At 38.8% G+C, this 18,366-nt stretch carries 22 protein-coding genes and 1 other RNA gene; 14 read left to right on the top strand and 9 right to left on the bottom strand.

Annotated features, from left to right (window positions below):
- The first annotated feature begins 42 nt into the window (after positions 1-42).
- The 11 genes from A0J48_RS20330 to A0J48_RS20280 all read left to right on the top strand — a co-directional run bounded on the left by A0J48_RS20330 (position 43) and on the right by A0J48_RS20280 (position 10,241).
- Positions 43-1,677 (top strand): hypothetical protein, encoded by a 1,635-nt coding sequence (locus A0J48_RS20330; protein WP_200326337.1) that lies wholly within the window; start codon positions 43-45, stop codon positions 1,675-1,677.
- 34 nt (positions 1,678-1,711) lie between these two features.
- The gene (locus A0J48_RS20325) at positions 1,712-2,446 is read left to right on the top strand and encodes an OmpA/MotB family protein (RefSeq protein WP_200326335.1); all 735 of its coding nucleotides are present in this window, start codon (positions 1,712-1,714) and stop codon (positions 2,444-2,446) included.
- Positions 2,447-2,549: 103 nt separating this feature from the next.
- Positions 2,550-3,737, top strand: coding sequence for a class I SAM-dependent methyltransferase (locus tag A0J48_RS20320; RefSeq protein WP_200326328.1), 1,188 nt, complete (start codon positions 2,550-2,552; stop codon positions 3,735-3,737).
- 113 nt (positions 3,738-3,850) lie between these two features.
- Positions 3,851-4,336, top strand: a complete 486-nt coding sequence (locus tag A0J48_RS20315) for an ATP synthase subunit I (protein ID WP_200326326.1) — start codon at positions 3,851-3,853, stop codon at positions 4,334-4,336.
- Positions 4,337-4,396: 60 nt separating this feature from the next.
- Positions 4,397-5,161, top strand: coding sequence for a F0F1 ATP synthase subunit A (gene atpB / locus A0J48_RS20310; RefSeq protein WP_200326324.1), 765 nt, complete (start codon positions 4,397-4,399; stop codon positions 5,159-5,161).
- A gap of 169 nt (positions 5,162-5,330) precedes the next feature.
- Entirely contained in the window at positions 5,331-5,576 is a 246-nt protein-coding gene (atpE, locus tag A0J48_RS20305; RefSeq protein ID WP_008233924.1) for an ATP synthase F0 subunit C, read from the top strand.
- A 209-nt stretch (positions 5,577-5,785) separates the two neighbouring features.
- Complete coding sequence (locus A0J48_RS20300) at positions 5,786-6,217, top strand: F0F1 ATP synthase subunit B' (RefSeq protein WP_200326322.1); 432 nt, start codon at positions 5,786-5,788, stop codon at positions 6,215-6,217.
- 151 nt (positions 6,218-6,368) lie between these two features.
- Positions 6,369-6,935, top strand: coding sequence for a F0F1 ATP synthase subunit B (locus A0J48_RS20295; protein ID WP_200326320.1), 567 nt, complete (start codon positions 6,369-6,371; stop codon positions 6,933-6,935).
- A gap of 2 nt (positions 6,936-6,937) precedes the next feature.
- On the top strand, positions 6,938-7,492 hold the full coding sequence (gene atpH / locus A0J48_RS20290; protein WP_200326318.1) for an ATP synthase F1 subunit delta: 555 nt from the start codon (positions 6,938-6,940) through the stop codon (positions 7,490-7,492).
- A gap of 178 nt (positions 7,493-7,670) precedes the next feature.
- Positions 7,671-9,191 carry a F0F1 ATP synthase subunit alpha gene (atpA, locus tag A0J48_RS20285; protein WP_200326316.1) on the top strand — a complete coding sequence of 507 codons (1,521 nt, stop codon included), beginning with the start codon at positions 7,671-7,673 and terminating at the stop codon, positions 9,189-9,191.
- A 102-nt stretch (positions 9,192-9,293) separates the two neighbouring features.
- Positions 9,294-10,241, top strand: a complete 948-nt coding sequence (locus A0J48_RS20280) for a F0F1 ATP synthase subunit gamma (protein ID WP_200326314.1) — start codon at positions 9,294-9,296, stop codon at positions 10,239-10,241.
- Between the two features lie 110 nt (positions 10,242-10,351).
- On the opposite strand, the gene A0J48_RS27505 is transcribed toward A0J48_RS20280, so the two are convergent.
- From A0J48_RS27505 to A0J48_RS20260, 5 genes are all read right to left on the bottom strand, one after another.
- On the bottom strand, positions 10,352-10,483 hold the full coding sequence (locus A0J48_RS27505; protein ID WP_267910322.1) for a hypothetical protein: 132 nt from the start codon (positions 10,481-10,483) through the stop codon (positions 10,352-10,354).
- On the bottom strand, positions 10,480-10,764 hold the full coding sequence (locus tag A0J48_RS20275; RefSeq protein WP_234301047.1) for a hypothetical protein: 285 nt from the start codon (positions 10,762-10,764) through the stop codon (positions 10,480-10,482). The genes A0J48_RS27505 and A0J48_RS20275 overlap by 4 nt, the downstream gene beginning before the upstream one ends.
- Positions 10,754-11,131, bottom strand: coding sequence for a hypothetical protein (locus tag A0J48_RS20270; protein ID WP_200326313.1), 378 nt, complete (start codon positions 11,129-11,131; stop codon positions 10,754-10,756). The genes A0J48_RS20275 and A0J48_RS20270 overlap by 11 nt, the downstream gene beginning before the upstream one ends.
- Before the next feature lie 81 nt (positions 11,132-11,212).
- On the bottom strand, positions 11,213-11,632 hold the full coding sequence (locus tag A0J48_RS20265) for a type II toxin-antitoxin system VapC family toxin (RefSeq protein WP_200326311.1): 420 nt from the start codon (positions 11,630-11,632) through the stop codon (positions 11,213-11,215).
- 83 nt (positions 11,633-11,715) lie between these two features.
- The gene (locus tag A0J48_RS20260; RefSeq protein WP_200326309.1) at positions 11,716-11,883 is read right to left on the bottom strand and encodes a DUF2281 domain-containing protein; all 168 of its coding nucleotides are present in this window, start codon (positions 11,881-11,883) and stop codon (positions 11,716-11,718) included.
- 432 nt (positions 11,884-12,315) lie between these two features.
- Between A0J48_RS20260 and ssrA the strand changes: the two genes are divergently transcribed.
- Positions 12,316-12,706, top strand: a transfer-messenger RNA (tmRNA) gene (ssrA, locus tag A0J48_RS20255).
- 233 nt (positions 12,707-12,939) lie between these two features.
- On the opposite strand, the gene A0J48_RS20250 is transcribed toward ssrA, so the two are convergent.
- The 3 genes from A0J48_RS20250 to A0J48_RS20240 all read right to left on the bottom strand — a co-directional run bounded on the left by A0J48_RS20250 (position 12,940) and on the right by A0J48_RS20240 (position 15,661).
- Entirely contained in the window at positions 12,940-13,329 is a 390-nt protein-coding gene (locus tag A0J48_RS20250) for an STAS/SEC14 domain-containing protein (protein ID WP_200326307.1), read from the bottom strand.
- A gap of 281 nt (positions 13,330-13,610) precedes the next feature.
- Entirely contained in the window at positions 13,611-13,988 is a 378-nt protein-coding gene (locus tag A0J48_RS20245) for a hypothetical protein (RefSeq protein WP_200326305.1), read from the bottom strand.
- Between the two features lie 602 nt (positions 13,989-14,590).
- Positions 14,591-15,661 carry an NAD(P)/FAD-dependent oxidoreductase gene (locus tag A0J48_RS20240; protein WP_200326347.1) on the bottom strand — a complete coding sequence of 357 codons (1,071 nt, stop codon included), beginning with the start codon at positions 15,659-15,661 and terminating at the stop codon, positions 14,591-14,593.
- Positions 15,662-15,763: 102 nt separating this feature from the next.
- Here A0J48_RS20240 and A0J48_RS20235 point away from each other — a divergent pair, with 102 nt between their 5' ends.
- Entirely contained in the window at positions 15,764-16,606 is an 843-nt protein-coding gene (locus A0J48_RS20235; protein WP_200326303.1) for a YaaW family protein, read from the top strand.
- Positions 16,588-17,925 carry an O-antigen ligase family protein gene (locus A0J48_RS20230; protein ID WP_200326301.1) on the top strand — a complete coding sequence of 446 codons (1,338 nt, stop codon included), beginning with the start codon at positions 16,588-16,590 and terminating at the stop codon, positions 17,923-17,925. Before A0J48_RS20235 ends, A0J48_RS20230 begins: the two co-directional genes overlap by 19 nt.
- A 153-nt stretch (positions 17,926-18,078) precedes the next feature.
- Here A0J48_RS20230 and A0J48_RS27170 read toward each other — a convergent pair.
- Positions 18,079-18,366 (bottom strand): hypothetical protein (locus A0J48_RS27170; RefSeq protein ID WP_234301045.1); only part of this gene is annotated, 288 nt, incomplete at its 5' end.

The raw sequence follows: 18,366 nt of genomic DNA, 5'->3' as shown, positions 1-18,366 counted from the left end.
CCCACTTTTAACCATCTTCCCGCACTACCAAAGGTAATTTTTATGCTCCCACCCCTACCACCTTTATTAATTTTTATAACTCTTGTTGTTGTTGTCATTCCCTCTCTAATTACTATTTTTCTTCGCATATATCTTCACAGATATTTGATAAATTTAATTAATATAATTCAAAAATTAATTAAAAAAGAAGCTTCGGTAAAAGCTCCAATTGTCCAAACATTAGAGAATAGATTTAAACAAGCGTCTAAACAATTAGAACAGGTAAATACAACAGCATTAATTGATCAAATTTATAGTCAGGAAAAAATCGATGGTAAAGGATTAACCTGTGAACAAATAGATTATTTATGTCGCATCTTACCAAATTTATTGTTAGCATTTGGGTTACTTGGTACTTTTTTCGGTATCACCATTAATTTATCTACTCTCAGTCAAACAATTAATCAAACTAATGCTATTGATATGAGTAATTTAGTTGCTGAATTAAAGAAACCATTAGAAGGAATGAGTATCGCTTTTACTACCAGTTTAACAGGATTATTTTTTAGTGCTTTGTTAACAGTAATCAATTTCTTTTTTAATAGTGGAATTGCTAAATATCGCCTTCTTAGTTCTTTGGAAGATTATCTGGATAACATTTATTTTCCTCAAGAGCAAGGTGATACTCGCCTAGATAAAATAGTCAATAGAATGGTAGATCAACAAGATGTATTTTTAACAAATTTTGGTAAAACAGTACGCGAAGCTGTAGAACAATCTATGGGTAAGGTAGCACAACAAATTGCTGATGGAAATAGAGAAACTACAGATTTAGCGAGACAAGTTTATGAAAAATTTACAGATGCTGCTGGAACTATATCTCGTGCTGCTGATGATTTTGAAAATTCCATGACAGCACTCAATAAAACATCTCAAATATTTAAAGAGTCGGCTGAAACGTTTAATAGAAGTGATTTTCCTTTAAAATTATCATTAGCTACAGTAGATTTAAGTAATACACAGCAAAAATTTTCTGAATCAGCAACAAGTTTAGCAGCAACAGCGGAATTAATCCAAACGGCCTTAAGTGAAATTCAAAATTGTAGTCATGCTTTAATGGGTTTAGCAGATGATATCAAGAGTATTAATCAAAGTTCGATTCAAGTATTAGATTTGCATCAATCTAACCAAAATATTTTGAGTGAAATAATTCCCAAACTGAAGCAAGGAGCTAACATTTACCAAAAAGCAGTGAACAAGCTTGATAATTTAGATAAGAAAATTGCTGATAAAGCTAATAATTTAGATAGCATAATTACAGCAATTAATCAATTAATAGCAACTGTAACAGCATATACAGCAGAAGTTAATTCTGCAATACTTGTTGCATCCAATCAATTAGATGAACATAATCCCAAAACTCACACTCTTGATAGTAATATGGAGACCTATATCCAACAGTCTAGCCTCGACTTTCGCAAAATTCACTCGGATTCGATGAAGTTATTACACAATAGTACTACTCAACTACTTTCCGAGTATCAAACCGTGAGTAATAATATGAGCAAAAGTATTGTTCAACAAACAGGTATAAATAAGAAAGGTTTTGAAATAATTATTAGCAATCTGCAAGAATGTAATAAAAATCTGTATGATACAAAATCTGCAATCATGAGACTTAAACAAGGAGTCGAATAATTAGACATCTCCGATTCACAAAGGCATTTAACTTATGGCTCGTCGTTCACGCTACACTGAATATAACGAAGATTTAAATGTTTGGCAAGCATTTACTGATTTGATGTCCAATGCGTTTATGATATTAGTTTTATTTTTATTTTTAACTATTATCATATCACAAATCAATAAAAATCCTACACAAAACTCAGTTAATTTAGCTTTAAAAGTCAAACAATTAGAACAGCAAGTCAAATATTTACAAACTCAAATCAAAACGCCACAACAATTAACAGATACACCACCAATCATAATTATCAAAGATGAAGGTGCTTATAGATTTGCATCGGGAAGTGCGGAAATACCACCAAAAATGTCAAATTACATCTTGCAACAAATAGTACCGGAAATAGAAACTAGAACTAAACAATATGGTATTAACGTTGTGGAAATAATTGGACACACAGATGGACAACCTAATGGTAATGTAGGAAGTAATTTAGATGTCAATTTAGAAAAGGTAGTTGGTGGTAGCTTACCAGTAGGGAAATTACAAGCAGGTTCTAATGCTGATTTAGGACTGATGCGGGCTTTGTCAGTTGTCAAGGTACTGCGTGATATTCAAAAAAAAGAAGGTAGACTTTCTGGATTATCATTTCGTGCTTATTCTGCGGCACAATTAATATTACCAAATGGACAATTTGCAGGAATAGCACGTAAAGAAGACGTAACAAGACGACGAATTGAAATTCGCTTTACTCGCTTGGGAGAAGTGCAGGAAGTAAAGTAGATCACATAAATCTATCACTTTCATTTACCTGAAAATCCTAGTAACAACCTTCCCCAAAATCCCACCATCCGCTAAACTCAAAAATGCTGCGTTAATCCCGAATATGTCCGACTCCCAAGTAAGTGCTGCTGTTGCGAAACTCTACGACACCTACCCCTTCCCCCCCGAACCCATCCTCGATGAACCACCACCAGGATACAATTGGCGTTGGAATTGGTTAGCTGCTTACAACTTCTGCACAGGTAGAAAACCACAAAAACAAGATATCCGCATCCTTGATGCTGGTTGTGGTTCAGGAGTCGGAACTGAATATTTAGTACATCTCAACCCCCACGCACAGGTAGTAGGAATTGATTTAAGTGCTGGTACTCTAGAAGTAGCAAAAAAACGCTGTCAAAGTTCTGGTGCTGACCGTGTAGAATTTCATCACCTGAGTATATATGATGTCGAACAAATACCAGGTGAATTTGATTTAATCAACTGTGTTGGTGTATTGCATCACCTACCAGACCCCATACGTGGTATCCAAGCCTTAGCCAAAAAATTAGCTCCCGGTGGACTAATGCACATTTTTGTCTATGGAGAATTGGGACGCTGGGAAATTCAACTCATGCAAAAAGCGATCGCACTTCTCCAAGGAAACAAACGCGGTGACTACCGTGATGGTGTGCAAGTCGGTAGAAAAATATTTGCTTCATTACCAGAAAAGAACCGAATAGTCAAGCGAGAAAAAGAACGCTGGTCTTTAGAAAACCAGCAGGATGAATGTTTTGCTGATATGTACGTCCATCCCCAGGAAACGGATTACAACATTGATACATTATTTGAATTAATTGATGCTTCCGGGTTAGAATTTATTGGCTTCTCCAATCCGGGATTTTGGCAGTTAGAAAGACTGTTGGGTAAAGCACCAGATTTAATGGAACGCGCTGGAGAATTGAGTGAAAGAGAACGTTATCGCTTGATAGAAGTACTAGACCCAGAAGTAACCCATTACGAATTTTTCCTTGGTCGTCCCCCCATCACCAAAACTGACTGGTCAGATGATAACAGCCTATTAGCAGCCATTCCCGAACTTAACCCATGCATAGATGGATTTCCCAGTCAATGTTTATTTAACTATGATTACCAGATAGTTAACTTATCAACAGCCGAACTAGAGTTTATGCAAAAATGTGATGGTAATGCCACATTGGCTGAAATTTTAGCCCAAGTCGAGTTAGACTTAAACAAAGTCAGAAACCTCCTCAAACAGCAACTACTCTTACTAATACCTAGCGAGAGGGTATAGGAGATGGGGAGAAAATAGTTGACTTCTTCACTGTTCCCTGTTCCCTCAAAAATAAGTTAATTGTTTTTTTCTAAAGTATTGTTACCAGAACGTGATATGATTCAGCTGACTGAATGTGCAGTCAACCATATTTAGCTGTACTGGTTTCAAGTCCCGTGAGCTTGTCAGAAGAACCGATTGCCCCCACTCCGACAACACGACAAGATAGTCAACCTGGTTTTGAGGATACAGAACCAGTTGATTCCTCTATGCAGGAGTTTTATCAACTTTATCAGCATCTGCTGGTAATCACACTTGTGTTGACGGGGATTATTTTTATCTCTGTGTGGATTGTTTATTCCTTAAACATTGCCCTAAATTATTTGATTGGGGCGTGTACAGGTGTGGTTTACTTAAAAATGCTGGCTAAAGACGTTGAGCGACTTGGTGGTGAAAAAAAGCAACTCAACAAAAGTCGTTTTGCCCTGATTATGTTGCCGATTATATTAGCAAGTCAATGGCACGAGCTACATATTCTGCCCATATTCTTCGGATTTCTCACCTACAAAGCAACGCTCCTTGTCTATATGGCGCAAACTGTGTTCATTCCTGATTCTTAACAGTCAGGCTCACTAAAGACAATCCTCCAATCCTCGAATTTTGGGGAAAAATCTTGAAGAATGCTAATGCTTGATGTCTTAAACGCCTTTAGTTCTTTTCCCCTCGCCGAATTGGAAGTAGGTCATCACTTCTACTGGCAATTAGGCAACCTGAAAATACATGGGCAAGTATTTCTTACCTCATGGTTTGTGATATCCATTCTAGTAGTAGCTTCACTAGCCGCAACTAGAAACGCCCAAAAAATTCCTAGTGGCATACAAAATTTGATGGAATATGCCCTAGAATTTATTCGGGACTTAGCAAAAAACCAACTGGGTGAGAAAGAGTATCGCCCTTGGGTGCCATTTATCGGCACGTTGTTTTTGTTTATCTTCGTATCAAATTGGTCAGGTGCGCTCATACCTTGGAAACTGATCAAGTTGCCATCAGGTGAACTCGCAGCCCCCACCAACGACATCAATACAACAGTCGCATTGGCATTGCTAACTTCCCTAGCGTATTTTTACGCCGGTTTTAGCAAGCGTGGTTTAGGTTACTTTAAGAAATATATAGAGCCAACACCCGTTCTATTGCCAATTGCAATTCTAGAAGATTTTACCAAGCCCCTCTCCCTAAGCTTCCGTCTTTTCGGAAATATATTGGCGGACGAGCTAGTTGTAGCGGTATTGGTGCTGTTAGTTCCTCTCTTTGTGCCTCTGCCTGTAATGGCTCTAGGTTTATTTACCAGTGCTATTCAAGCCCTGGTGTTTGCAACCCTAGCCGGAGCATACATTCATGAGGCCATGGAAGGACACAGCGAAGAAGGACATGAGGAGCATCATTAACGCCCTCAGTTGATAGCACAGTATGGCTTACGCCACGTTGCACTATCAGACGAGCTTCCTGCTCAAAACATCGCAATAGCGATTTGAAAACTCGGTCCAGCGTGAAAAACACGCCTCTAGTAGTTAACGTACTTTTGTCATTTCTGTAATTAAAGCAAGGAAAATCGTCATGGATCCATTAGTTTCTGCTGCTTCAGTATTAGCTGCTGCTCTCGCTATCGGTTTAGCTGCAATTGGACCTGGTATTGGTCAAGGTAACGCTGCTGGTCAAGCAGTAGAAGGTATTGCTCGTCAGCCCGAAGCAGAAGGAAAAATTCGCGGCACACTACTTTTAACCTTAGCGTTCATGGAATCCCTGACAATTTATGGTCTGGTGATCGCGCTAGTATTACTGTTTGCTAACCCATTTTCCTAAGACCTCAAGATTTTTTTTAGTGTGAAGACGTGATTGATGTCTAGTAATTAACTACTAGGCATCAACGCGCCTCTACATCTAAGAATTTGGGATTTGGATTGTTCGTGATGTTAAGTTGCCCCTTTTTGGCTATGGGGTTCCTAAAAATATTAAAGGCTGGATAATTTTGCTGGCCATGAAAGTTGCTATTCCAGCCAGAGAGGAGAGAAATGTTTGATTTCGATGCTACCTTGCCTTTGATGGCATTGCAGTTCCTGCTGTTGGCAGCTTTGCTGAATGTAATTTTCTACAAGCCTCTGACCAAGGTACTAGACGACCGCGATAATTACATCCGCACTAATAACCTTGACGCTCGTGAACGCTTGGCAAAAGCTGAACGCCTAAGCAAAGAATATGAGCAGCAGTTAGCCTCAGCTCGCAAACAGTCGCAAGTCACTCTAGAAGCAGCTCAGACTGAAGCTAAGAATATTACTGCTCAGAAAATCGCCGAAGCTCAACAAGAAGCTCAAGCTCAACGAGAACAGGCTGCTCGTGAAATAGAGCAACAAAAACAGGCAGCGATGAGTACCTTAGAAGGACAAGTTGATGCCCTCAGCAGGCAGATTCTAGAAAAACTATTGGGACCTGCTCTAGTTAAATAGAGCCGGAATTTGTGTCCCACCACACTGGTTATGTGAAAGCATAAGCTCAAAAGGGCGCTAGTCCTAAAACCCTCAAGTTAAGTGTCAAAACAAACACTTTTCATTTGGGGGAAAATTCAACGTATTCACAACCGAGCAGCGCACTTTGTAGATGGGTAACATGGGCAATTTCTTATTACTTGCCGCAGAAGCGAACGCTGTTCACTCTGAATTGGCAGAAGGCGCAGCAGAAGGTGGTTTCGGTCTTAACTTTGACATTCTCGAAACCAATCTAATTAACCTAGCAATTCTGATAGGCATACTATTCTACTTTGGACGTAAAGTTTTAACCAATATCCTGAACGAGCGGCGGTCAAAAATTGAAAGTGACATTCAGGAAGTCGAACAACGCTTGCAGGAAGCAAAAACGTCCTTAGCGCAAGCGCAAGAGCAGTTAACCCAAGCAGAGGCAGAAGCACAACGTCTTCGCCAAGCTGCGGAAACAAATGCTCAAAAAGCGAAAGAAGCTATTTTAGCACGGGCAGCTTTAGACGTAGAACGTCTGAAAGAAACTGCTGCTGCTGATTTAAATGCCGAAAGAGAGCGAGCGATCGCTCAATTGCGCCAAAGAGTAGTTGCTCAAGCACTACAGAAAGTAGACGAGCGACTCCAACAAGGCATTGGTGACGATGCTCAACAAACCTTAATTGAACGTAGCATCGCACAATTGGGAGGCTAAAGATGAAAAATAATGCAGCAACAGCTGAAATAGCCCAGCCTTACTCTCAGGCACTACTGTCCCTGGCACAATCGAAAAACTTAACAGAAGATTTTGGGGCAGATGCACGGACTTTCCTGAGCTTGCTGGCAGCTAACAACGAGCTACAAGGGTTTCTAGACAACCCCTTTATTCAGCCTGAAAACAAGAAAAATCTGCTCAAACAAGTGCTTGGGGAAGGAGTTAGTCCTTACCTACGTAACTTTTTGCTGTTGCTGGTTGACAGACGACGCATTTCTTTCTTGGAACCAATTCTAGAGCAGTATTTAGCATTGCTCAGACAGCTGAATCAAACCGTATTAGCGGAAGTAACTTCGGCGATTCCTTTGACAGAAGCTCAACAGCAAGCAGTCAAAGAAAAGGTACTCGCTATCACCAAAGCCCGGGAAGTGGAACTAGAAGCTAAAATAGACCCCGATTTAATTGGTGGTGTGATTATCAAAGTAGGATCTCAGGTGATTGACGCTAGTTTGCGCGGTCAACTGCGTCGCCTTTCCTTGCGCTTAAGCAGTAATTAATGTTGGGTAATGAGTAATTTTAGATTTTAGATTTTAGATTTTAGATGAGGGAGCAGGTAATTAGAACAATTAAGTTTTGTCTAATTATTGAAAACCCAAACTTAAATCCAAAATCCAAAATCCAAAATTCAATTACCAATAACTTCTTCTGTCTCGAAAGAAAATTAAAGATAGGCACATGAGCATTTCCATTAGACCAGACGAAATCAGCAGCATTATCCAACAGCAAATCGAGCAATATGACCAAGAGGTTAAAGTTGCTAATGTTGGTACAGTTCTACAAGTAGGTGACGGTATTGCCCGGATCTATGGTCTAGACAAGGCTATGGCGGGAGAACTGTTAGAATTTGAAGATGGTACTGTTGGTATCGCCCAAAACTTAGAAGAAGATAACGTGGGCGCGGTACTGATGGGAGAAGGTCGGGACATCCAAGAAGGTAGTTCTGTCAGAGCAACTGGGAAAATTGCCCAAGTAGGTGTAGGTGAAGTTCTCATTGGTAGAGTTGTAGATGCTTTAGGCCGCGCCATTGATGGTAAAGGTGAACTAAAAACCACCGAAAGCCGTTTGATTGAATCCCCAGCACCCGGTATTATTGCTCGTCGTTCCGTACACGAACCCATGCAAACCGGTATCACCGCTATTGACTCCATGATTCCCATCGGTCGGGGTCAGCGGGAGTTGATTATCGGCGACCGTCAAACTGGTAAAACTGCGATCGCAATTGACACCATCATCAACCAAAAAGGTGAAGATGTAGTTTGCGTTTACGTAGCGATCGGTCAAAAAGCTTCCACCGTTGCTAACGTAGTCCAAACCCTACAAGAAAAAGGCGCGATGGACTACACCGTAGTTGTAGCTGCTAACGCCAGTGACCCAGCCACTCTACAATTCCTCGCACCCTACACAGGCGCTACCATTGCTGAATACTTCATGTACAAAGGCAAGGCGACCTTAGTAATTTACGATGACCTTTCCAAGCAAGCTCAGGCTTATCGCCAAATGTCCTTGCTGCTACGTCGTCCACCCGGACGGGAAGCGTATCCTGGAGACGTATTCTACATCCACTCCCGCTTGTTGGAACGTGCTGCTAAACTCAGCGATGAATTAGGTAAAGGTAGCATGACTGCTCTACCTATCATTGAAACCCAAGCTGGTGACGTATCTGCATACATTCCTACCAACGTAATTTCCATCACCGACGGTCAGATTTTCTTGTCTTCTGACTTGTTCAACTCTGGTATCCGTCCCGCTGTAAACCCCGGTATCTCCGTATCCCGTGTAGGTTCAGCAGCACAAACCAAGGCAATGAAAAAAGTTGCCGGTAAGATTAAACTGGAATTAGCTCAGTTTGACGACTTACAAGCTTTTGCTCAATTTGCTTCTGACTTAGATAAAGCCACCCAAGACCAATTGGCACGTGGTGTCCGTCTACGGGAACTGCTGAAACAGCCCCAAAACGATCCTCTGTCCGTAGCTGAACAAGTAGCCATTCTGTACGCTGGTATTAATGGTTATTTAGATGATATTGCTACCAGTCAAGTTACCAGCTTTGTAAGCGGCTTCCGTGAATACTTGAAGGGTGGCAGTAACTCCTACTACCAAGCTGTACAAGGCAGCAAAGTTCTTGGTGATGCAGAAGAATCTGCATTAAAAGCAGCCTTAGCTGATTACAAGAAGACATTTCTAGCTACAGCGTAACCAAGGAGTCAGGAGTCAGGAGTCAGGAGTCAGGAGTAAGAATATTCCCGACTTCTGACTTCTGAATTCTGAATTCTGAATTCTGAATTCTTGTGAAATATTATGGCTAATCTCAAAGCAATACGCGATCGCATTCAGTCGGTCAAAAACACCAAAAAAATCACCGAAGCTATGCGGCTGGTGGCAGCAGCGCGGGTACGTCGCGCTCAAGAACAAGTTATTGCCACCCGTCCTTTTGCTGACCGCTTGGCACAAGTATTATTTGGTCTACAAACTCGCTTAAAGTTTGAAGACGTAGACCTACCTCTACTCAAAAAACGGGAAGTTAAATCTGTAGGTTTATTGGTAGTTTCCGGCGACCGTGGTTTGTGTGGTGGTTACAATTCTAACGTCATCCGCCGTGCAGAAAACCGCGCCAAGGAACTCAAAGCCGAAGGTTTAAACGTTACCTTTGTCGTTGTTGGACGTAAAGCAGCCCAATACTTCCAACGTCGCAACTACAACATTGATGCGACTTTCAGTGGCTTGGAACAAATCCCCACTGCGGCTGAAGCTACTAAAATCGCCGACGAACTACTGTCTTTGTTCCTCTCGGAAAAAGTAGATAGAATCGAATTAGTCTACACCAGATTCGTTTCCTTAGTTAGTTCTCGTCCTGTTGTGCAAACCTTGTTACCTCTGGATACTCAAGGTTTAGAAGCAGCAGATGATGAAGTCTTCCGCTTAACAACTCGTGGTGGTCAGTTCCAAGTCGAACGGGAAAAAGTCGTGACTGAGGTTAAGGCTTTGCCTCGTGATATGCTGTTTGAGCAAGACCCAGTACAAATACTAGATTCTTTGTTACCCTTGTATCTGAGCAATCAGTTATTAAGAGCTTTACAAGAGTCCGCAGCTAGTGAACTAGCAGCACGGATGACAGCAATGAGTAACGCTAGTGATAACGCTGGTCAGTTGATTAGTACCCTCACTCTGTCATACAACAAAGCCCGTCAAGCCGCAATTACCCAGGAACTTCTGGAAGTGGTTGGTGGTGCAGAAGCACTTACTTAATTTAGTAATTGGTGATTGGGGTAGTTGTAAAATAAACTATGACCAATCATCAGTTATTAATAATTCTTAAATTTCAATTTATTCTCTATTTTTATCAAAAAATTTAATGATTAAGGATACAAATTTTGAGCAATTAATAATTTACGCGCTCGCATTCTGCTTGAAGTATTAAACATCAATAAACGTGATGTAGCTTGTCCAGTATCAGTAATACCAATAATTTCGGCATTTTTTAATGTCAAATGTTCATCCCAAAGTTGTAACCGGGGATTAAATAAGCGAATAATTTCCCCATTATTGGGATCAAGAGTAGCAAAATCAGATCCTTTATGACGATTACAAGGTAAACAAGATAAAGCCAGATTTTCTGATAAAGTTTGACCCCATGTTTAACAGCAATAATATGATAAATTTCGTGGCTGTAAATAGAAAAGTCTTGATGAATTAAACAATATTCACAATGTCCTTGAGCGCGTTCAATGACTAATTGACGTAGACTAAAAGAAATGGCATTATTTGTCATTTTTAATTACGCTGTAAGCTCTAGCTTTTAGTAAAATCATTAATTGATCTAATTGTTCATAAATATCTAATTCGCTGCTTTCAGCTTCAGAAATTGTACCCCTACGGTTTTTTTCTAATAAGTCTTCTAACCGTGTTTGTGCTTGGTTTGAAACTTTAAATTTAGCTATTTGCTCCGGTGTTGGTTGTCTAATTAGAAAGTCTAAAACTTCGGTATAGGTGTTAGGAATATCGCTAGAATTAGTTAAAGTTAATGTTTCTGATGTATGTTTTTCTATTAGTTGTGAAAGCAGTTCTGGAAGACGATGTAATATGGGTTGTAAGCGGTTTGCTAGTTCGTCTGGTAGTTGAATTGTTAATTGTGCCATTTTGGTTAAGGATGGTATGTTTATTTATTAGGTTAGCGTGCATTTTGGTAAATGTCAGGATTTTACAAGTAATTGTCTAACCTAAATAAACCAATTCTCAATCATCAGATCCTCAAAATCCTGGAAATCTGCCACATTATTTGTTACTAAAATCAAATCATTGCAAAATGCAATACTGGCAATTTGTCCATCAATAAAAGCAGGTGTTTTACCAATTTTTGCTAATCTAGCTCTTTCCTGTGCGTGCCATTTGGCAGCATTTAAATCATAATCAAAAACTGGCATTTTAGCAGGTATTTCCTGAATATAATCCGCTAAAAAACGTCTTCTTCCAGCGTCAGGAGGTAAACGTAAATAACCAAATAATAATTCATGAATCACTACCAAAGCTGTAGACACTTCACTTTGGTACTTATTCATTTTCTCTACTACTAATTTATTAGGGATTTTTTTGTTAATTTCCGAAATAATATTAGTGTCTAATAGAAACCGAAAACTCACAGTTCTATCTCCCTTCCTGGACTGCGATCTCTTACATTAGCAAAATCTTCATCTGTAAATTCTATACCCTCCCGTTCCATACGTTACCGAAATCGCAATGTCATTTCCCAGAAAGTTTCACCACTAGGTTTAACATTTGGTTTTTTTGCTGATAATTTATGTTTGAGGAATTGAATAAAGTCTAAAACCTCCTGTTGTTTATCTGCTGGTAATTCTCGGAAATTTTCTACAACTGCTTCTTCAAGGGTCATAGTTTCACCTCTAGTATTAGGAATTGATTATATTATAAATCAATCAGTATGAGTCTTGAGTTACTTAAAAAAATACATACGGTAAATAAAGCGATTGCCTACGGGAGTGGGTGAGAGCGCAATCACACATCTACATCTAAATAGTTGATCATACTTATTATTAGTTACCTAATCTCATCTCTTGTGTTGATACAATCAATCCTGTACATCCTTAAATCCTGGATATTCTCCGGTGGATATGTCATCTCAAAATACTAACGAAAAGTATATTCTCTTTCCTCTTGGAGAATTTTCGGTTTACTCATATCGCAATTTCCCATCCTAATAGATATGATCAGTATCCAATTGGGTTTAACAAGACTCTAAGCCATCACACAAATTTTAGTTGTCAACTGGCAAAATTGCGTACTATAATAAAAGTATGAAAGACATGGGGCTTTAACGGTTTCGACAGGTTGGCGAAAGCTGCTCTGTGATTCAGGTCGAGAGCGAGTCATCTCTCGGAAATCAAAGACTCGAAAAAAAAGTAAATGCGAACAATATCGTAAAATTTGCTCGTCGGGAAGCTCTAGTAGCTGCCTAAGAAACCTCTTTTAGGTTCGAGCGTCTTTAATTTGACTCCGTTAAGGATTAAAGACCTAACCCCAACGGATGCTTCAGTAAGCGTTCTCTGGTTGGCTTGCTGACTAAGACTAAATCAGAGCATCCTACGTTCGGGATAATGAACGATTCCCGCCTTGAGGGTCAGAAAGGCTAAACCTGTGAACGAGCGGGGGGTTAATACCCAATTTGGACATGGGTTCAATTCCCATAAGCTCCACTTTAAATTATTAACAAGTCCACTTGATACCTTAGTGTATAAGTGGGCTTTGTTTTTTAAGGTGAATAAAACTCATAGCATATTGTAGAAATTGATAATTGTTTCGTTCCAGGTTTAAAACCTCTCCTAGAAAGGAGAAAAAATCAAACAGTTTCTATTTCCCAATCTTCTCCTAGAAGTGAGAGGTAATTGTCAATTGTCCATTGTCAATTGTCAATTGTTTAATGCTGATGTGTTTATGTTTGAAATCCTAAATTTTGCATCAACTCCATCAAAGAAATTCCGTGTAAATGGGCTAACTCAGCCAAATATTCCAAGCGTTGAGCTTGCAGTTTATCTATTTGCTCACTTAAACGTAATAATTCTCGATACTCTTCCTCTGTCAGATTTTCATCCTCTGTTCTAGATATTAATTGATGGCAATAAATCGGAGTATCACTATAAAGATTGTGATGATTGTGTAGAAAAAATTCTACTTCATCTTTCAGCAATTTAGCAGATTTTTTTTGAGTATGTAAAATAATAACTTGAGAGACAAATTTTTCTAAATCTGGCTGGTGTAATTGTTCAACAGCCTTGAGTATTTCTTCTGAAGATACTTCTAGTTCAAGCTTTACTATTGACATTTTTAACCTCTCACCAGGTAATGTGTCAATATTCTATCAACATAGTCATAACAATGATTACATCAGAGCAAAAAAATCAGTATACGTATACCTGAAATAGAGACTAATCAAAATGTGTTATTAGCTATAAAGAATCTTAAATAAAGTTTTTTTTAACTAAGAAATATTAAGTTATGTTTATTATTAGCAGATTGATTACAGAAATTCTTGTTTGATTCAGGAAATATACGTATTGTGGGCAATGCCAGTGGACATTACCCTTAATAGCTGAATGTTGACAACTAACCAAACCAATGAGAAGTTTGACAACCAGGTTCAATTGTTTCAGAAAGATGATGACTAATCCAATCTGATTTTTGCTGGATAATTGAGACAATTCCCTGGTGAATTAAATTTTGTAGATGTAATTGCTGTTCTAAAGGATTACGGGATAATTTGTGATGTAAAGAGTTATCTTTTTGATCCTCTTCTAAACTGATTGGCTGTTCAAGCACTTCGCTGGAAAAGCAAGGAAGACGATTAATAACAAAGGAAATTAACTCTTGGCGCAGGTCAGGAATTGCAAAAGCCTGTTGATAAGGTTGGTATGGATATGTATCTAAAACACTTTCAATTTCACCGATAACTGATTGATGTGTTAACTTGACTACGGTTTTCATAATTTATTATCTCCTTTTTAATCCAGTTAATGATTTGTGCAATGAGAAATTTATCTGCATAACAATTTGGTAATGATAAGCAATTATTACCCTTTACCGTACTAGACCCGACACCCCTAATTTAATCTTTGATTTTGGCAAAATATCAGAGTATTGATTTTCCAGTGATATTTATTCCCAATCCATACCACTACTGTCGGTTAAGGGAGAAATGGGAAAAATCTTTATCCTTAATTTTTTAACCTGTTACCCAAACCACCTGACAATTTTCACATTGTTAAGTGAGGAGTATTGATACCCATTTACAGAAGAAATTTTTCAATGGGAATCTAGTTACTGCCTAATTACCGATGTTATCGCCCTACAAATTCTATTATTTCAAATCTAGGCAATTTTAGTGAAAAACTACACAAAACGAAGCATAAACTATGAGGGATCAATTTTGGCTACTAAAAAGTATGTTAATTATGCTTAACTTTAAAGTAAACTTAAACTCACCATAAAATTTACATTACTTCTTAGATATCTCGTTTATGTACCTGGTGATTATGCTGAGTTATTAGTCTGGTTTGATTTGTGGATACTGCCAGCTATAGTGTTTGTTAGACAGACTGATCAAAAAAATCTAAAAAATCTCCGTTTTCAGGGAGTAGATGACGCAGTTGCTGATCAATTTCAGCAGCAGCAGCAAGTCCTGAAACCATTGCCCCTCCTACCAGATTTCCACCACACCAATCACCACAGCAAACTAAAGGTAGAGGACTAGCAGCAGACAAACAAGCTACATCTAAAGGAGTGCGAGGAAAAGCATAACGCCAGCGATGTACTTGCATCCATTCAGGATTTTCTAGCCACGGAAGTGTGAGATTTTTGGCTGCTGTTTGCAACATATAATTGCCAACAGATTGTAAATTTTCGCTTTCGAGATGTTGTTGAGCGAAACTCGCACTACTTTGTAACACAAAATGAGGTTGTTCCGCCTGAGTACGCTTGCTACTATCGAATCCAATCCATGCTAAATCTGCATGATCATTAAAAGTTAAAGCTTTCCAGTCAGGAAGAGGTTGAGAATCGGGTGAATATCCAGCCATGACACTGATGCAAGGATAAAACTCCACAGAACGCAGATGATTCAGGAATTCAGCACCTAATAATCCTGCACCTAAAGGTGCTAATAAATCCTCCGCTTGAGGTGCAGGAATAGCTACTACTAAAGCTTTGGTGTGGAATTGTTCGTTGCTTTCTGAGGTTAGAAGCCAAGTATTTTCTGGGGTGAAATTAATCTTGACCACGCGCTGGTTGAGTAATATATCTAAACCTGGAGTGAGAAATTTAGCGATCGCACTCATTCCCTGTGGTGCAGTATAACGCGGACTGAGGTTTGCTGGTTGAGATATACCTTCACTGGCTGAGAATTCATGAACTGTATCTGTCCAAACTTCAATAATTTGGCGATGTTGCAATAAATCCACAAATTGACTCAATAATTTACCTTGGGGTTTGAGATAACAAGCACCATGATCCGCACAAGTTCCTTGGAAACGGCGTGTAGCAACTCTTCCCCCCACACCGCGAGACTTTTCCACAACTACCACCCCATAACCAGCTTGACGTAACTGCTGGGCGCAGACTAAACCAGATATACCTGCACCAATAATCGCAATATCAGTAATATGAGAATTTGACATACTTCACAAATCAACCTTGACAATAACTTTTAAAAGCTAATAGTAGAATAGGGTACAGACAAGCTGCACGGAAGAGAGGTTGGGAAATTGGATGAACTAAGGGCAGTATTAGAATTAGCCACTGAAGAAGAACTACAGGACTTAACAGCAATTCTGTTTAGTCGCAAGTTTAATCCACTAGATTATGTTCACACACCAGAACCCATCGAAGTACAAAGCCAAGATCGTCAAGCTTGGCTAGATGCACTAGAAAATCGCTTTCGCTTTTTAGCGGCTGATGGGATGACGGTATTACGTGGGCGCACTGATCAAGTAACTTACCGACAAGCTTTAATTCAAGTATGTAAATATCTGAAAATTCCTTATTCTGATGATTTAGCCACCGTTGATTTAGAAGCAGAAGTTTTTTTACATCTTTTAGGAAAAGTTTGGAAACAGCTACCAAAAAAAGAACAACAAAAAATCACCACTCAAGTACAGCGTCAGTTGTTAAAATCAAACATTCAACAACCATTACCTCTATCATTACAAAAAGATCCCTTGGGATTAATTTTTAAAGGCGGTAGTGCTTTAGCTGTCACTTCTGTTGTTCAACCTTTTGTACTTAAACAAATTGCCCGTCAATTTGCTATCCACTTTGCCACCTATCAAGTAGCTAAAGAAGCTGCAATTACAGGAACACAAGTAGCCAGTAAACAGTTTCAAAGCTATGTCACAGCACAAATGGCACGCAGAGGAATGACTATTAGTGCAGCCCGTTACAGTGCAGTGCGGACAATATTTGCTTTTGTCGGGCCAATGATGTGGACTTGGTTTTTTGCGGATTTAGGATGGAGAACAATTGCCACTAATTACGGTCGCATTATTCCTACAATTTTCACCCTAGCGCAAATTCGTCTTACCCGTACAGAATGTTGGGAGTTAGCTTGAACAAGGCGTTTTATCACCCTGAACCTAGTTTGCAAACTCCTTGGAACAGTCTTCAATTTGGGTTGTTTGTTTTCCCAATCAACCCATTTTTGGGGGCTGTCACCATATCTTTGGCAGCATTAATAACTTGGGCGAAAAAATATCGCCTAATTAGTCGCAGACCTCTACACCAAGGATTTGCTTTTTTAAGTTTATTGTTGTTAATAACTACAGGATTTGCCTCTCATAAATTAGAGGCTTTCCTGGGTTTATTTAACTTATTACCTTATTTTTTTGTATTTGCAGGATTAACAGCTTTAATTCAAACAGCCGCCCAATTAAGGCAAATCGCTTGGATTATGGTATGTGGTTCTATCCCTGTAGTAATTATTGGCTTTGGACAATTATTTCTGGGTTGGACTTTCAAGTTACAATTTCTTTGGGTGTTGATAGATTGGATAGTTGCACCAGGAGGAGAACCACCAGGACGTATGGCTTCTGTCCTCATGCACGCCAATACTTTAGCAGCTTATTTGGTGACAATTTTTATTTTGGGTTTGGGTTTATGGCTAGAAAACTATCAAAAACTCAAACAACAATTCAAACAACAATTCAAACAACAAATTAAAGCCGACTACCGCCCTATTATTTTCTTAACCATAGCGGTAATTGCTAATTTTATTGCTTTGATTTTAACCAATTCCCGCAATGGTTGGGTCATCGCTATCATTACCTGTTTAGCTTATGCTTTATATCAGGGTTGGCGGTTAATTGTCGCTGGTTTTGTGAGTATAGCCACTAGTATTCTTTTAGCAGCTTTTGCACCAGGAGCGATCGCACAATTTTTCCGCCGCTTCGTTCCCTATTTTATCTGGGCGCGATTAAATGATGATATGTATCCCGATAGACCAGTGGCGTTAATGCGAAAAACCCAGTGGGAATTCGCCTGGAATTTAACGCAACAGCATCCTTTGACTGGTTGGGGTTTACGCAGTTTTAGTGGACTCTACAAAACCAAAATGCAAATTGATTTAGGTCATCCCCACAATTTGTTTTTAATGCTATCTGCGGAAACAGGTTTAATTACTACGTTGTTATTTTGTGGGTTACTTGCTTGGATTATAATTACTGCCAGTAAACTCCTATGGAAATCAGAATCTTTAAAACCAGAAAATAGATTAATATTTTTTAGTTATCTGTTGGCTTTTATTGGTTGGATACTATTTAATACGGTCGATGTTACAACCTTTGATTTACGCTTAAGTACCTTGTTTTGGGTGTTCTTAGCTGCTTTGTGTGGTGTAATTTATCGCTACAATCAAGCAATGATTAAAGCCTAAAGTTTTTGTCTCAGGACTTACGCAAAACAGAACGAAAGTAGGGGTAATTCATGAATTACCCCTACGCAAGAATAAAGTTTTGAGTCAAGTCTTGCGTAAGTGCTATGTCTATTACCGTGAACTCAATATTATTTTTATTATCACCTAATTTTGCTATTTAGAAGAACTGTCAGAGTTCTGCTTCATAAGAAACAATTGTACATCTTTTTTATATAACTTGTTCATCAATATATTGACATCAACAATAATTGCTAGCAACGGTGACAAATACAAAAAATTATCTTCTTTGTGATCTGCCATTATACATACATAATTGTCCATAGCATTTTTAACTTCTTGATGGATGTGATTTAAATTTTCATACAAAACATCTAAATTTTGTTTGTTCAAAAATTTAATTAATACATTCCATAGATTTACATCACCAATAGAATCAATTTG

Source organism: Sphaerospermopsis aphanizomenoides BCCUSP55, assembly GCF_001586785.1.
Classification (GTDB): domain Bacteria; phylum Cyanobacteriota; class Cyanobacteriia; order Cyanobacteriales; family Nostocaceae; genus Sphaerospermopsis_A; species Sphaerospermopsis_A aphanizomenoides_A.
Note: the sequence above shows the minus strand (reverse complement) of the source record. Positions and strands in the feature narration are given on the sequence as shown.

Excerpts from the sequence above, each read along its gene's own strand:
- A0J48_RS20330 (WP_200326337.1), top strand. The coding sequence starts at position 43 with ATGCTCCCACCCCTACCACCTTTATTAATTTTTATAACTCTTGTTGTT.
- A0J48_RS20325 (WP_200326335.1), top strand. The coding sequence starts at position 1,712 with ATGGCTCGTCGTTCACGCTACACTGAATATAACGAAGATTTAAATGTT.
- A0J48_RS20320 (WP_200326328.1), top strand. The coding sequence starts at position 2,550 with ATGTCCGACTCCCAAGTAAGTGCTGCTGTTGCGAAACTCTACGACACC.
- A0J48_RS20315 (WP_200326326.1), top strand. The coding sequence starts at position 3,851 with ATGTGCAGTCAACCATATTTAGCTGTACTGGTTTCAAGTCCCGTGAGC.
- atpB (WP_200326324.1), top strand. The coding sequence starts at position 4,397 with ATGCTAATGCTTGATGTCTTAAACGCCTTTAGTTCTTTTCCCCTCGCC.
- atpE (WP_008233924.1), top strand. The coding sequence starts at position 5,331 with ATGGATCCATTAGTTTCTGCTGCTTCAGTATTAGCTGCTGCTCTCGCT.
- A0J48_RS20300 (WP_200326322.1), top strand. The coding sequence starts at position 5,786 with ATGTTTGATTTCGATGCTACCTTGCCTTTGATGGCATTGCAGTTCCTG.
- A0J48_RS20295 (WP_200326320.1), top strand. The coding sequence starts at position 6,369 with ATGGGTAACATGGGCAATTTCTTATTACTTGCCGCAGAAGCGAACGCT.
- atpH (WP_200326318.1), top strand. The coding sequence starts at position 6,938 with ATGAAAAATAATGCAGCAACAGCTGAAATAGCCCAGCCTTACTCTCAG.
- atpA (WP_200326316.1), top strand. The coding sequence starts at position 7,671 with ATGAGCATTTCCATTAGACCAGACGAAATCAGCAGCATTATCCAACAG.
- A0J48_RS20280 (WP_200326314.1), top strand. The coding sequence starts at position 9,294 with ATGGCTAATCTCAAAGCAATACGCGATCGCATTCAGTCGGTCAAAAAC.
- A0J48_RS20275 (WP_234301047.1), bottom strand. The coding sequence starts at position 10,764 with ATGACAAATAATGCCATTTCTTTTAGTCTACGTCAATTAGTCATTGAA.
- A0J48_RS20270 (WP_200326313.1), bottom strand. The coding sequence starts at position 11,131 with ATGGCACAATTAACAATTCAACTACCAGACGAACTAGCAAACCGCTTA.
- A0J48_RS20260 (WP_200326309.1), bottom strand. The coding sequence starts at position 11,883 with ATGACCCTTGAAGAAGCAGTTGTAGAAAATTTCCGAGAATTACCAGCA.
- A0J48_RS20250 (WP_200326307.1), bottom strand. The coding sequence starts at position 13,329 with ATGTCAATAGTAAAGCTTGAACTAGAAGTATCTTCAGAAGAAATACTC.
- A0J48_RS20245 (WP_200326305.1), bottom strand. The coding sequence starts at position 13,988 with ATGAAAACCGTAGTCAAGTTAACACATCAATCAGTTATCGGTGAAATT.
- A0J48_RS20230 (WP_200326301.1), top strand. The coding sequence starts at position 16,588 with ATGTTGGGAGTTAGCTTGAACAAGGCGTTTTATCACCCTGAACCTAGT.